13 protein-coding genes are annotated in these 13,126 nt (G+C 63.0%); 3 read left to right on the plus strand and 10 right to left on the minus strand.

What is annotated here, in order from left to right:
* Positions 1-5: 5 nt before the first annotated feature.
* Genes AB4Y42_RS29765 through AB4Y42_RS29810 form a run of 10 tightly spaced genes read right to left on the minus strand, consistent with a single transcriptional unit; the run spans position 6 to position 9,761 of the window.
* Positions 6-1,172 carry an acyl-CoA dehydrogenase family protein gene (locus tag AB4Y42_RS29765; RefSeq protein WP_368687440.1) on the minus strand — a complete coding sequence of 389 codons (1,167 nt, stop codon included), beginning with the start codon at positions 1,170-1,172 and terminating at the stop codon, positions 6-8.
* 31 nt (positions 1,173-1,203) lie between these two features.
* Positions 1,204-2,358: an acyl-CoA dehydrogenase family protein gene (locus tag AB4Y42_RS29770; protein ID WP_368687439.1), complete on the minus strand. Its 1,155-nt coding sequence runs from the start codon at positions 2,356-2,358 to the stop codon at positions 1,204-1,206.
* A gap of 31 nt (positions 2,359-2,389) precedes the next feature.
* On the minus strand, positions 2,390-3,589 hold the full coding sequence (locus tag AB4Y42_RS29775; RefSeq protein WP_368696141.1) for an acyl-CoA dehydrogenase family protein: 1,200 nt from the start codon (positions 3,587-3,589) through the stop codon (positions 2,390-2,392).
* A 44-nt stretch (positions 3,590-3,633) separates the two neighbouring features.
* Positions 3,634-4,776, minus strand: coding sequence for a CaiB/BaiF CoA transferase family protein (locus AB4Y42_RS29780; RefSeq protein ID WP_368696142.1), 1,143 nt, complete (start codon positions 4,774-4,776; stop codon positions 3,634-3,636).
* Between the two features lie 3 nt (positions 4,777-4,779).
* Positions 4,780-5,634 (minus strand): SDR family oxidoreductase, encoded by an 855-nt coding sequence (locus tag AB4Y42_RS29785; RefSeq protein WP_069266522.1) that lies wholly within the window; start codon positions 5,632-5,634, stop codon positions 4,780-4,782.
* A 44-nt stretch (positions 5,635-5,678) separates the two neighbouring features.
* Positions 5,679-6,494 carry an enoyl-CoA hydratase/isomerase family protein gene (locus tag AB4Y42_RS29790; protein WP_256094871.1) on the minus strand — a complete coding sequence of 272 codons (816 nt, stop codon included), beginning with the start codon at positions 6,492-6,494 and terminating at the stop codon, positions 5,679-5,681.
* Between the two features lie 17 nt (positions 6,495-6,511).
* Positions 6,512-7,318: an enoyl-CoA hydratase/isomerase family protein gene (locus tag AB4Y42_RS29795; RefSeq protein WP_368685200.1), complete on the minus strand. Its 807-nt coding sequence runs from the start codon at positions 7,316-7,318 to the stop codon at positions 6,512-6,514.
* Between the two features lie 11 nt (positions 7,319-7,329).
* Positions 7,330-8,130 (minus strand): enoyl-CoA hydratase/isomerase family protein, encoded by an 801-nt coding sequence (locus tag AB4Y42_RS29800; protein ID WP_368696143.1) that lies wholly within the window; start codon positions 8,128-8,130, stop codon positions 7,330-7,332.
* 53 nt (positions 8,131-8,183) lie between these two features.
* Positions 8,184-9,335 (minus strand): thiolase, encoded by a 1,152-nt coding sequence (locus AB4Y42_RS29805; protein WP_368696144.1) that lies wholly within the window; start codon positions 9,333-9,335, stop codon positions 8,184-8,186.
* A gap of 60 nt (positions 9,336-9,395) precedes the next feature.
* The gene (locus AB4Y42_RS29810) at positions 9,396-9,761 is read right to left on the minus strand and encodes a Zn-ribbon domain-containing OB-fold protein (protein WP_069266517.1); all 366 of its coding nucleotides are present in this window, start codon (positions 9,759-9,761) and stop codon (positions 9,396-9,398) included.
* Between the two features lie 384 nt (positions 9,762-10,145).
* Between AB4Y42_RS29810 and AB4Y42_RS29815 the strand changes: the two genes are divergently transcribed.
* Genes AB4Y42_RS29815 through AB4Y42_RS29825 form a run of 3 tightly spaced genes read left to right on the plus strand, consistent with a single transcriptional unit; the run spans position 10,146 to position 13,090 of the window.
* Positions 10,146-11,309 carry an acyl-CoA dehydrogenase family protein gene (locus AB4Y42_RS29815; protein ID WP_069266516.1) on the plus strand — a complete coding sequence of 388 codons (1,164 nt, stop codon included), beginning with the start codon at positions 10,146-10,148 and terminating at the stop codon, positions 11,307-11,309.
* A 48-nt stretch (positions 11,310-11,357) separates the two neighbouring features.
* Positions 11,358-11,834, plus strand: coding sequence for a MaoC/PaaZ C-terminal domain-containing protein (locus AB4Y42_RS29820; protein ID WP_069266515.1), 477 nt, complete (start codon positions 11,358-11,360; stop codon positions 11,832-11,834).
* Between the two features lie 2 nt (positions 11,835-11,836).
* The gene (locus AB4Y42_RS29825) at positions 11,837-13,090 is read left to right on the plus strand and encodes a CaiB/BaiF CoA transferase family protein (protein WP_368696145.1); all 1,254 of its coding nucleotides are present in this window, start codon (positions 11,837-11,839) and stop codon (positions 13,088-13,090) included.
* The last annotated feature ends 36 nt before the right edge of the window (positions 13,091-13,126 follow it).

Raw genomic sequence — 13,126 nt, forward strand, 5'->3', positions numbered from 1 at the left:
GATGATCAGAATGAACGCGGCAGGTCGAGCACATGCTCGGCGACGTAGGACAGAATCAGATTCGTCGAAATCGGCGCCACCTGATAAAGCCGCGTCTCGCGGAACTTACGTTCGACGTCGTATTCGCAGGCGAAACCGAAGCCGCCATGCGTCTGCAAGCAGGCATTCGCCGCTTTCCACGAAGCCGTGGCCGCCAGATGCTTCGCCATGTTCGCTTCCGCGCCGCATGCCTGATGGTTGTCCAATAGTTCACAGGCTCTGTAGCGCATGAGATCCGCCGCGCGCACGTCGATATACGCCTCGGCGATCGGAAACTGGATACCCTGGTTCATGCCGATTGGCCGGTCGAAGACGATACGCTCGCTGGCGTATTTCGATGCGCGTTCAACGAACCAGTAGCCGTCGCCGATACATTCGGCCGCGATTAGCGCACGCTCGGCATTGAGCCCGTCGAGGATGTACTTGAAGCCCTTGCCTTCCTCGCCAATCAGGTTCTCTTCGGGAATCTCCAGATTGTCGAAGAACAGTTCATTGGTCTCGTGATTGACCATGTTGGGAATCGGCCTCACGGTCAGACCGTTGCCGATCGCCTGGTGCAGGTCCACGAGAAAGCACGACAGCCCATCCGACTTCTTCTTCACGTCAGACAAGGGCGTGGTGCGCGCGAGCAGGATCATCATGTCCGAATGCTGCACACGCGAAATCCAAACCTTCTGGCCGTTGACCACATAGCGGCCGTCTTTCTTCACGGCGGTGGTCTTCAGCTTCGTGGTGTCCGTTCCCGTGGTCGGCTCGGTCACGCCCATCGACTGCAGGCGCAATTCGCCGCTCGCGATCTTCGGCAGATATTTGCGCTTTTGCGTTTCCGAGCCGTTGCGCAGCAGCGTGTTCATGTTGTACATCTGGCCGTGGCAGAACCCGGAGTTGCCGCCGTTGCGGTTGATCTCCTCCATGATCACGGACGCCTCGGTCAACCCGAGGCCGGAACCACCGTACTCCTGAGGAATCAGCGCCGCCATCCAGCCGGCCTTCGTCAACGCGTCGACAAACGCCTCCGGGTACACGCGCTCGTGATCGATGCGGCGCCAGTACTCATCGGGATATTCCTTCGAGAGGTCGCGCAGGGCGTCGCGCAGTTCCTGATATTGGTCGGGAGGGGTAATTCGGCTCATGAATGTTTCCGTATACTTGGCTGGACGCGGCTCACGCTGCTGCATCGATCAGCCCGCCGGCATTGGCGAGCTGGGTCAGATGATGTTCGGTCGAGCCGAACTGGATATCGATCACGCTCAGGCGTCGCATGTAGTGGCCGATCTTGCACTCCTCGGTCATCCCGATGCCGCCGTGCAGTTGCACGCCTTGCTGGCCGACGAAGCGGCCCGAGCGTCCGATCTGCACTTTCGCGGCGGACAGGCTGCGATCGCGCTCCCCCGCATCCGGCTCCTCGCTCATCATGGTCGCGAAAAGCGCCATGCTGCGCGCCTGCTCCACCATGACCAGCATATCGACCGCCCGATGCTGGAGCGCCTGAAATGACCCGATGGGTACGCCGAACTGCTTGCGGACCTTGAGATACTCGACGGTTTCTTCGTGCGCGGCGGTCATCGCGCCTACAGCTTCCGCGCTCACCGCGGCGATTGCGTGCGCAACGACTGTTTCAATGAGCGGGTACGCGGCACCCGCGACACCCAGCACGTCGCTATCCGGAACTCGCACGCCGGAAAATTCGATATCTGCCGCGCTCAACCGGTCCTGTGTCGGATACACGCGGCGTGTCACGCCCGCAGCGTCGCCCCTCACCACGAACAGGCCGATGCCGTCACGCTCGCGCCTGCCGCCCGACACCCGCGCCGACACCACGAGGAGATCGGCATTGCCGCCATGCAGCACGACGCGCTTGGCGCCGTCGATCACCCATGCGTCGCCTTCGCGCCGCGCAGTGGTCGCCACGTCCGCCAGGTCGTAGCGCGACTGCGCTTCGCTGTGCGCAAAGGCCATCAGCAATTCGCCCTGCGCGATCTGCGGCAGAATCGCCGTGCGTTGCGCCGCGTTGCCGCCAAGGCGCACGAAGCCGCCGCCCAGCACGACCGTTGCGAGGTACGGCTCGACCGCGAGGCCGCGGCCGAGCGCCTCCATGACGATCATCGTCTCGACAGGACCGCAGTTGCTGCCGCCGTATTCCTCATCGAATGAAAGACCCAGCAGCCCCATCTCCGCATAGCGCGCCCATTGCGCGCGGCTGAAGCCGTCCGGCTCCACGAGGTACTTCGCACGCTGCTCGAAACCGTACTCGTCCTTGACGAGACGCTCGACGCTGTCCTTGAGCATGCGCTGCTCATCGGTGAAATCAAAGTCCATAGCCTACGCTTCTCCGCTGTTCGACCGTCGCTCAAAGTCCCAATACCGACTTGGCGAGTATGTTCTTCTGAATCTCGTTGGAGCCGCCCACAATCGAAACGTGACGCGCAAAGTAGTGGTTCGGCGCGATCGTCAGCGCCCATTCGGGCTCGCGAACCGCGTCGCCAAGACCGCGCAGGAAGTCGATATCGAGCGGCAACGCATCCGGCCCCGCCACTTCCAGCAGCAGTTCGGCGGAAAGTTGCTGGAGTTCCGAACCCTTGATCTTCAGGATCGAAGTCTTGGGGTCCGGCACATGGCTCTCTTGCGCACGGCTTTCGGCGATCACGCGCATCTGCGTCATTTCCAGCGCCTTCAACTCCACTTCCACGGCCGCGACCCGCTCCCGAAAGCGCGGGTCGTCCCACAGCACGCCGTCCCCGCAGGGCACGCGCTTCGCGAGGTCCTTTGCATGCCGCACGCGCATCTTCGAAACGCCCACGCGTGCAATGCCGCTGCGCTCGTTGCCGAGCAGATACTTGGCGTAGTCCCAGCCCTTGTTTTCCTCGCCGATGCGATTCGCAACCGGCACGCGCACGTTGTCGAAGAACACCTCGTTGGTTTCGTGGTGGCCGTCGATCGTGATGATCGGGCGCACCGTCAAGCCCGGTGTCTTCATGTCGATCAGCAGGTAGGTAATACCCTGTTGCTTCTTCCCGCTCGAGTCCGTGCGCACGAGACAGAACATCCAGTCGGCGTGATGCGCCGTAGAGGTCCAGAGCTTCTGCCCGTTGATGACGTAGTGGTCGCCTTCTCGAACCGCCTGGGCGCGCAGTGCGGCCAGATCCGAACCCGCGCCCGGCTCGGAAAAGCCCTGGCAGAACCAGTATTCGAGGCTCGCGATGCGGGGCAGGAAGTGGCGCTTCTGCTCTTCGCTGCCGAACGCGATCAGCACCGGGCCGATCATGTTCACGTTGAACGACAATGTTTCGGGCGCCGGGGCCATGTGCAGCTCTTCCTTGAAGATGTATTGCTGCACGGCGCTCCAGCCGGTCCCGCCCCACGCCTTGTCCCACGCGGGCGTCGCCCAGCCGCGCTCGTAGAGAATGCGTTGCCAGCGGCGCAGGTCGGCCGCCGAATAGCGCTGCCCCAGGGTGGCCTTGCGTCGAATGTCGGCGGGCAGCGCTTCCTTGAAGAAGGCGTTCACCTCATTGCGGAACGCCAGTTCTTCGTCGGTATATCGCAGATCCATGAGTGTCTCGTTTCGTTTTCTTAGGCTCGCCTGGCGTGTGCCACTCAGGCCAGCGTTCCCGCTTCTTTCAGCTCGCCAATGCGGCCCGGTTCGAGCCACGCAGCCAGCGCGGCGTCGACCGTTGCCGCGTCGGGCGCTTCAGGCGCGGTCGGTTTCGCGGGCACCGTGGTGGAAAAGCGCGGCGCCGGAGCGGGCTGCACGATGCCGTCGACTTCGATGAACGTGCCGCGCGCCTTCAGATGCGCATGCTCGGGTGCCTCGGTCCACGACAGCACCGGTGCGAAGCATGCGTCCGAATGCTCGAGCAGCGTGGTCCATTGCTCGCGTGTGCGGCTCTTGAACTTCAGCGCAAACAGGGCGCGCGCGGCAGGCCAATTGCTTTCGTCAAGCTGAGCGCCGAGGGTTCGCGTGTCGATGTCGAGCAAGCGCAGCAGTTCGAGATAGAACTTGTCCTCGATGGGACCGATCGTGATCCACTTGCCGTCCGCGCATTCATACACGTCGTAGAAGTGTGATCCGGAGTCCGTGATATTCGTCCCGCGCCCATCACGCCAGATTCCGGCAGCCTGCATGCCGAAGAACGTAGTAGCAAGGTTGGCCGTACCGTCGACGATCGCGGCATCCACGACCTGGCCTGAGCCGCCGTTACGCGCGTGCAGAATTGCCGAGAGCAGCCCCATCGCGAGATACAGCGAACCGCCCGCATAGTCGCCGATCAGGTTCAGCGGTATCGACGGCGGCTGATCGCAGCGCCCGATCGCGTTGAGCACGCCGGTGATCGCAATGTAGTTCAGGTCATGCCCCGCGTACTGCGCGAGTGGTCCGTCTTGCCCCCATCCCGTGATGCGCCCATAGGCGAGTTTCGGGTTGCGACCGAGGCAAACCTGCGGACCGAGCCCCAGGCGCTCGGTCACACCAGGGCGGAAGCCTTCGATCAAGGCGTCGGCGCGCTCCGCCAGAGAAAGCACGAGTTCGACAGCCTCCGGGTCTTTCAGGTCGAGCGCGATCGTCTTCCGGTTGCGCAGCAACAGGTTGTAGCGCAGCGGGCGCTCGATACCGAGCTTGACCGGCTGGCGACGCTCGATGCGCAACACCGTCGCGCCCAGGTCGGCGAGCAACATCGCGGCCATGGGGCCCGGCCCGATGCCGGCAAGCTCAATGATTCGGACTCCCGCGAGCGGACCCATCGTTCAACCCTTGCGCGCATGGGCGCGCATGGCGTCCCATTGTTCGTCGGTCCAGTCCTGCATGGCACGGAAGGTCGGGCCGCCAACGCCCTGCATCCAGCGGCCGCCGTCGATCACGATCATGTCGCCGGTGATGTAGCCGGACCCATCCGATGCCAGATACGCGTAAAGATCGGCGAGTTCCGTGTGATCGCCGAAGCGGCGCAGCGGAACGGAGCGCTCCTGCGGTTCGACCTGCGAGCCCGGCGGATACAGTTGCTCCCAGGCGCCGGGCGTAGGGAAAAGTCCGGGCGCCACCGCGTTCAGACGGATGCCCTTCGGGCCCCACTCGACCGCAAGGCTACGGGTCATCGCGAGAACGCCCGCCTTCGCCGCGGCGGAGGGCACCGTAAAGGCCGAGCCGGTCATCGTGGGCGTAGACACTGTGCTGATCACGTTGCCCGCGTGGCCCGCGTCGATCCAGCGCTTGCCCGCCGCGATCGTGCAATAGAAGCTGCCGTGCAGCACGATGCCGAGCACCGCGTCCACCGCGCGCGGCGAAAGGCTCTCCGTGCGCGCGATGAAATTCGCCGCAGCGTTGTTCAGCAGCACATCGAGCGGGCCGTCCTGCCAGATCGTATCCATCATTGCCTCGACGGATTCCGCGCTGCGCACGTCCGCCTGCACCGTCGTGACGCGTGCGCCGGGCACCGCGCCGCGAAACTCGTCGGCGGTCGCGTCGAGCACTTCCTTGCGGCGGCCGCAGATGACAAGATCGGCACCCAGTTCGAGATAACGTCGGCCGATACTCTTGCCGAGCCCCGTGCCACCGCCGGTGATCAGGATTCGTTTGTTCTTCAGCAGGTCAGGCGTAAACATTGGCATTGAACTTCCTGTAGAGACAGCAATGAAGAACGTCGGCTTCAGGCGCCCGTGAAAACCGGCTTGCGCTTTTCCATGAAGGCCTTCACGGCTTCCGTGTGATCGCTCGTTTGACGCGCCAGCGGATTGAGATCGGTCTCCAGACGGCATGCGTCCTCGATCGAGTTGCCCGCGTTGACGAGGCTCGCCTTCAGGAGCGCCAGCGTCACCGGCGGATAGCTCGCAAAGCGAGCCGCGGCCTCGATCGCCGCATCGAGCGCGTGTCCGCTCACCGTCAGCTCGCTGACGAGGCCGATGCGGCGCGCCGTGGTTGCATCGATGACATCGCCCTTCAGCATCAGTTCGCGCGCCTTGCCGCCACCCACCTTTTGCGGGAGCGTCCAGAGAATCCCGGTGTCGGGCAGCAGGCCTACCTTGCCGAAGGCACACGAGTATTTCGCCGTCTCGGCGCTGACCACGACATCACAGGCAGCAGCCAGCGAGACGCCCGCTCCGTAGCACGTGCCTTCCACTGCCGCGACGACGGGCTTCGTGCCCGTATAAATCAGCTTGAACAGACGCACGCCCACCGCAATGCGTTCACGCAGCGCGAGCAATGGCGGCGTGGCCGCGTGCATTTCCGAGAGGTCACCGCCCGCGCAAAAATGGCCGCCCGCGCCCGTCAGCACGATGGCGCGCGTATCGGGGTCGTCGTTCATGAGCCGCTGAAACACCTCCGTCAACGCGAGCCGCATCTTCATGGAGAACGCGTTGCGGCGCTCGGGATAGTTCATCGTGACAACGCTCACGTCGCCTTCACGGCGCACCTGCACGACCTCGTCGGCGCCCGCAGTCATTTCCTTCTGCTCGATACTCATCGCATGGGTCCCCGCGCTCATTCACCGGTGAAGACCGGCGTGGTCTTTTCCATAAATGCCTTGCAGGCAGCCTGATGGTCTTTCGACTGACGCAGGATGGGCTGATAGTCGATCTCGGCGCGCAGCGCGCCTTCCATGGTCGTCGCGGCGTTGGTGAGCGACTCCTTCAACAGCGCCACGCCGAGCGGTGGCAAGGCCGCGAGGCCGAGTGCAACTTCAATCGCCCTGGCGCGCGCCGCGCCCGACTCGACCACTTCGTTTGCGAGGTCGATTGCCGCGGCCTTGTTACCGTCGATCTCCGTGGCGAGCGAAAGCATCTCGCGCGCGCGGGCCATGCCAATGCGCTTCGGAAGCGTCCACAGAACGCCGGTATCTGGAATCAGCCCCACGCGCAGAAACGCAGCGCAAAAACGCGCGCTCGACGCTGCGACGACGTAATCGGCCGCCACCGCGAGCGACAGGCCGGCGCCGAAGGCCACGCCTTCCACCGCCGCCACAACGGGCTTCGGACCCGCTTGCATTTCGCGCACCACCATGCACGATTCCGCCAGAATTTCGCGGCTTTGCAGGATCGTGCGCTTCGTCATCTCGGAGATGTCCGCACCCGCGCAGAAATGCTCGCCCGCGCCAGTGAGTACAATTGCGCGCGACTCTGGGTCGTCGACCATGAGACGATGCACCGTGTCACGCAGCAACTGGCGCATCTGGCGCCCCATCGCATTGCGGCGTCGCGGATTGTTCAACGTCACGATCGCGACCGGCCCCTCGCGGGTCACCTCGATCAGCGCCGCCGTTTCGGTTGCTGCCGTTTGTTTTTCGCTCATGTTGGCTCCCTTCAGTCGGCCACGAACACCGGCTTGCGCTTTTCCATGAAGGCGCTTACGGCCTCCCGGTGTTCGCGGCTGCGGCGCAGGATGGGCTGCAGGTTGACTTCGGCTTCGATCGCTTCGTCGAGCGTGCGGATGCCCGTCGCGAGCGCGGCCTTCAGATGCGCGGTGGCGACCGAGGGCAATTCCGCGTACTGTTGTGCCACCTTCAAGGCCGCGTTCAGCGCCTCGCCGGGCTCGACGACCTGATTCGCAAACCCGGTCTCGCCCGCTTCTACTCCGTTGAACTCGCGTGCGCTCAGCATGAGCTCACGTGCGAGGCCACCGCCCACGCGTTGCGAGAGCGACCAGTAGAGCCCCGTATCGGGCAAAAGCCCGACTTTCACGAACGCGCTCGCATAGCGCGCCGCCGACGATGTGACGACGTAGTCGCAAGCCGCTGCGAGCGAGAGGCCTGCGCCAAACGCAAACCCTTCGACCGCGGCGACAACCGCTTTCGGGCCTTCGACCATCAGTCTGAAGATATCGAGCGGCAGTTCATTGCGTTGCCGGTACTCGAGCACCTTGCGCGTCTGCATCTCCGAGATGTCGCCGCCCGCACAAAACGTATTGCCGGCGCCGGTCAGGACAATTGCGCGGCAACTTTCCTCGTGATGCATCAGACGATAAAGTTGCGCATACAACGTCTGACGCATCTTCAATGAAAATGCGTTGCGGCGTTGGGGGTAATTCAATGTGACGATCGCGATTGCGCCGTCTTGCTGGACCTGGACGATCTCTGTCGCGTCGCTGCCGATCTCTACGCTCATCTGTCCGTCTCCCATGCAAAACTGTTGACCGTGGCCTGGGCGGCCGCCGTGCCTTACAGCGTTTCCTCAGTTCCGAGAATCACCGTGGCCTGGCTCGAGAGCACGCCGCCGTTGCCGTGTGCGATGGCCAGCTTCGCGCCGGGAATCTGGCGTTCGCCGGCGCGCCCCGTCAGCTGCCGCATCGACTCTTCGATCAGGAAAAGCCCATACATGCCGGGGTGAACGCAGGACAACCCGCCGCCGTTGGTATTCACCGCGAGCCGGCCGCCCGGCGCGATGGCCCCGTCCGCGACGAAGCGGCCGCCTTCGCCCTTGGGGCAGAAGCCGAGGTCTTCCAGGAACAGAATGGTGTTGATCGTGAATGCGTCGTACAGCATCGCGACGTCGATATCGCTTGCCTTCACGCCCGCCATTTCATACGCGCGCCGGCCCGATTGCGCGGCCGCCGTCACCGTGAGATCGGGCATGCTCGCAATTTCGCGGTGTGACGTGGCCGAAGCCGCGCCGAGCAGATAGACGGGCTTGTCGGTCAGATCGCGTGCGCGGTCGGCGCGCACCATGACGACGGCCGCCGCGCCATCCGTCACGAGGCAGCAATCGCGTACGGAAAGCGGGTCGGATACGAGACGCGCGCCCATCACGTCATCGATCGACAAGGGCGTGCGCATGTACGCATCCGGGTTGAGCTGCGCCCATTTGCGCGCGGCGACGGCCACCTCGGCCAGATGTTCGCGCTTCGTGCCGAACTGGTGCATATGCCGCGCCGCCGCGAGCGCATAAGACGAGACCGGATTCATCGGCTTGTACGGGCTCTCCCACGGCGAGGGACGCGACGACTGCACGAGCTTGCCCGCCGCGCTGCGCTGGTTGCTCCCATATGCGATCAGCGCGACGTCGATCTGGCCCGTAGACAAGGCCATCGCCGCAGTGTGTGCGTAAATCTCGAACGCCGAGCCGCCGCTTCGGTTGTTATCGGTGAACCTCGGGTTAATACCGAGATACTCGGCAAACGTGAGACCCGAGAGCATGTCGTCGGGCGTGCACACGAACAGGCCATCCACATCGCCGGGCGTGAGCCCTACCTGGGCCAGCGCGTCGACGCAAGCGCGCGCAGCAAGGTCCATCGACGACAACCCAGGTGCTTCCCCCATCCCATAGGTGGCGCCTGCCACCAGTGCGGTACGCCCGCGCAAGTTGAATTCCATTCGATCTACCTTTCATCAGGTGCGACCGGCTCTTGACGGCCGGTTGCGGGTTAGCGGGCGTCAGGCTGGTTCGAATACGAGCAGTGCCGCATCCCCCCGGTAGACGATCTTCGCCTGCACGGGCATGCCAATGCGCACGGCCTCCGGCTCGATGCCCTCAACGCAGCTGAGCATGCGCACACCTTCTTCCAGATCGATCACTGCGACGTTGTAGCTCGGCGTGGGCGACTTCTGGCGCACGACCGTGGTGGAATAAACCGTGCCTTTCCCGCACGCGTCGACCCATTCCAGATCGCGCGCCCCGGTGACCGGCTCGGCCACGCGCGGATAGAACACATAGCGGCCGCTGCTGCGGCTGCGCTGGATCATCAAGCGGCCCTCGGCCAGAAACTTCTGATAGTCGACTTCAGGACAAAGAGAGTCCATTCCCCGCTCCTCCAAATCGTTTTTGCCTTAGGGCTCCCGCGAATCGAGCCGCTATGTCGGGCCAAAATGGAACAAATAACCGAACACTGTTCCAAATATTAAACGCATCGGAAGCGTGCTGTCAACGGTGGGAAAGCCCTGTCGTGCCCCGCCCCACAAGGCTGACACTACATCCCGGCGAAATTCCGGACGCACCTCGGACAAACCCGCGCCAGCCGGTTTCTGCGCTTGACGGCCACCTGATCCATCGTTTACTTTATCGAACATTGTTCAACATTTTGAAGAGACCGGGGTGATTCGGGAGTGGTCAGCGGGGGCAACCTGGCCCGCTCCGAAAGACGAATCCTGGCCCGATCCGGAAAACCGCCAGTAAGAGAGCTCGAAGTGACATACGAACTAACAGACGACCAGGTTCAGATCCGCGATCTCATCCGTCGCGTCGCAAGGGAGCGTGTGGCACCGCGCGCCGACGAGATCGACCGTACGGCCGAGTATCCGCACGACATGTATGCACTGCTTAAGGAACTGGGCCTCTTCACGTTGCCGTTTCCGGAAGCGTATGGCGGCGCCGGCAGTGTGATGTCGGCCTGTATCGCCGTCGAGGAGTTTGGGCGAGTTTGCTACAACACCGGCTATTTGCTGGTCGTGCAATGGACGCCCTTTGGCGCCATTCTCGAAGGAGGCACGGATGAACAGAAGGCACGCCTTCTGCCCGGACTCGCATCCGGCGAATTGCGCGGCGCGCTCTCGATTACCGAATCTCAAAGCGGCTCCGACGTATCCGGCATTCGCACCACAGCGCGCCGCAAGAACGGCGGCTATGTGCTCAACGGCTCAAAAATCTGGTGCACGAACTCCCATATTGCCGACTTCATTCTCGTCGCGGCAAAGACGCTCGATGAGGAAGGGCAGCCGCTGGGGATCAATCTTTTTATCGTCGATCGCAACACGCACGGGCTCACCATCGGTAATGAAGAAGACAAGATGGGCGCGCGAGGCGTAGCGTCTTGCCCCCTCTATTTCGACGACGCCTTCATTCGCGCGGAAGACCGTCTCGGGCCGGAAGGCGGCCAGGGATTCAAGGTGGCGATGGAAGCGCTCAACACGAGCCGCCCCATCGTTGCCGCGCGCGCGGTCGGCATTGCGCAGGGGGCGATCGACCATGCCGTCAAATTCATTCAGGATCGCGTAGCGTTCGGCCAGACCATCAGCAACTTCCAGGGTGTGCGCTGGATGATTGCCGACATGGTCACGCAGACCGAAGCCGCGCGCCAACTTGTCTACCGCACCGCGTCGCTCGTCGACGCGGGCGTAAGCGGACGCGAACTCGCTCCAATGGCTGCGATGGCGAAGATGTTCGCATCGGACGTCGCCATGAAGGTCGCGACTGACGCCGTACAGCTTTTTGGCGCTGCCGGCATCTCCAACGAGTACCCGATAAACCGGTATTTCCGCGACGCAAAAGTTGTGCAGATCATTGAGGGCACGAATCAAATCCAGCGCAACATTGTCGCGGACAACGTGCTGGGCCGCATCAAGAAGAACTGAAAAAGACAGTTGAGCTAACAAGCGAGCGACAACAACAGAGGACAGGCAATGGAAGAAGTCGAAACGGTTGGTTTGGGTATCCACTGGGAGGACCTGCCCGTTGGACGCAAGTTCAAGACCGTGGGCCGCACAGTCACCGAAACGGACGTCGTGAATTTCGTATCCGTGACCGGCATGCTGGAAGTGCTGTTTACCAACACAGAGTTTCTAAGGGAGCAGTCCGCGATCAAGGGACGCGTCGCGCCGGGAGCACTCGTGTTTACGCTCATGGAGGGGCTGCTCACGCAGGCCACCATGCAGGGCGTCGGCTTCGCGTTCCTCAACATGGAGCTGGATATCAAGGGTCCCACCTACGTGGGCGACACGATTCATGTGGAATGCGAAGTCATCGAATGCCGGCCCAGCAACGGGCGCCCAGGACTCGGTCTCGTACGCACGCGTAATCGCGTGATCAAGCAGGACGGCACGGAAGTGATGGTGTACACGCCGCTCAGACTCGTGAAGGGCAAAGAATACAAGGCCTGAGCATGGAAAATCCACAACAACCCCTCGAACGGGCCACGGGCCCGTTAGCCGGTGTGCGCGTGATCGACCTGACCATCAACGTGCTCGGTCCGGTCGCCACACAGCTGCTCGGCGACATGGGTGCGGACGTCATCAAGATCGAACCGCCCGAAGGCGACCAGAACCGCAAGAACGGCCCCGGCCGCAATCCCGACATGGCCGTGTTCTATACGATCATGAACCGCAACAAGCGGAGCGTGATCCTGAACCTCAAACAGGCCGAGTGCCGCGACGCGCTGCTCAAGCTTGTCGAAACGGCCGACGTCATCGTGCACAGCATGCGTCCGAGCGCCGCCGAGCGGCTCGGCATCGGCTACGAAGCCGTACGGGCGCGCAACCCGCGCATCGTCTACGCGTCGGGCGCCGGCTACCGCATCGACGGCCCCTACAAGGACCGCCCCGCCTTCGACGACGTGATCCAGGGCGAAACCGGCATTGCCGCGATGAACCGTGACGCTGACGGCTCGCCGCGCTACTTCCCCACCGTGATCGTCGACAAGTTCTGCGGTTACGTGCTGGCCTCCTCAATTGGCATGGCGCTCTATCACCGCGAGCGTACCGGCCTCGGTCAGCTCGTCCATGTGCCGATGTTCGAGACGATGCTGCAGTTCAATCTTTTCGAGCATCTCTGGGAAGGCGCGCTGGGCTCCAATGACGGCACCGGGCTCGGCTATCCGCGCATGTTCTCGCTGTACCGCCGGCCCTATGCGACGAAAGACGGCCATATCTGCCTGCTGGCGGTGAACAACGAGCAATGGCGCCGCGTGCTGTGCGCAATCGATGCAGCGCATTTGCTGGACGACCCGCGTTTCTGCCACATGACCGAGCGCATGCGCAACATCAACGAGTTGTACCGCATCGTCGGCGACGCCATACGCAATAAGACCACGGCCGAATGGAACGCCATTTTTGCCTCAGCAGACGTTCCGCACGGTCCCGTACGCGACCTGAAAGACCTGATGCACGATGCGTACATCAGGGAAACCGGCTTCTTCCAGCGCTTCGATCACCCGACCGAAGGCGACATGATCATGACCTCGATCCCGGTGCACTTCTCCGAGTCGCCCGGCAACGTTCGCTATCTGCCACCGAATCTCGGCGAGCACAGCATCGAAGTCCTGATCGAAGCGGGCTATAGCGCGAGCGAAGCCAGCGCGCTCGTCGCCCGTGCCACGGGAAAAGGCGAAGCCGTTACGGAAGCGTTGAGCAAAGACTAACTGGCGCGAAAGCGCCTCGCACATCACGGAGGGAAT

It is taken from the genome of Paraburkholderia sp. EG286B, assembly GCF_040965655.1.
In the GTDB taxonomy this organism is placed as follows: Bacteria; Pseudomonadota; Gammaproteobacteria; order Burkholderiales; family Burkholderiaceae; genus Paraburkholderia.

Bases quoted from the DNA above. Each gene is read 5' to 3' on its own strand.
- AB4Y42_RS29765 (WP_368687440.1), bottom strand. From the start codon at position 1,172: ATGAGCCGAATTACCCCTCCCGACCAATATCAGGAACTGCGCGACGCC.
- AB4Y42_RS29770 (WP_368687439.1), bottom strand. From the start codon at position 2,358: ATGGACTTTGATTTCACCGATGAGCAGCGCATGCTCAAGGACAGCGTC.
- AB4Y42_RS29775 (WP_368696141.1), bottom strand. From the start codon at position 3,589: ATGGATCTGCGATATACCGACGAAGAACTGGCGTTCCGCAATGAGGTG.
- AB4Y42_RS29780 (WP_368696142.1), bottom strand. From the start codon at position 4,776: ATGGGTCCGCTCGCGGGAGTCCGAATCATTGAGCTTGCCGGCATCGGG.
- AB4Y42_RS29785 (WP_069266522.1), bottom strand. From the start codon at position 5,634: ATGTTTACGCCTGACCTGCTGAAGAACAAACGAATCCTGATCACCGGC.
- AB4Y42_RS29790 (WP_256094871.1), bottom strand. From the start codon at position 6,494: ATGAGTATCGAGCAGAAGGAAATGACTGCGGGCGCCGACGAGGTCGTG.
- AB4Y42_RS29795 (WP_368685200.1), bottom strand. From the start codon at position 7,318: ATGAGCGAAAAACAAACGGCAGCAACCGAAACGGCGGCGCTGATCGAG.
- AB4Y42_RS29800 (WP_368696143.1), bottom strand. From the start codon at position 8,130: ATGAGCGTAGAGATCGGCAGCGACGCGACAGAGATCGTCCAGGTCCAG.
- AB4Y42_RS29805 (WP_368696144.1), bottom strand. From the start codon at position 9,335: ATGGAATTCAACTTGCGCGGGCGTACCGCACTGGTGGCAGGCGCCACC.
- AB4Y42_RS29810 (WP_069266517.1), bottom strand. From the start codon at position 9,761: ATGGACTCTCTTTGTCCTGAAGTCGACTATCAGAAGTTTCTGGCCGAG.
- AB4Y42_RS29820 (WP_069266515.1), top strand. From the start codon at position 11,358: ATGGAAGAAGTCGAAACGGTTGGTTTGGGTATCCACTGGGAGGACCTG.
- AB4Y42_RS29825 (WP_368696145.1), top strand. From the start codon at position 11,837: ATGGAAAATCCACAACAACCCCTCGAACGGGCCACGGGCCCGTTAGCC.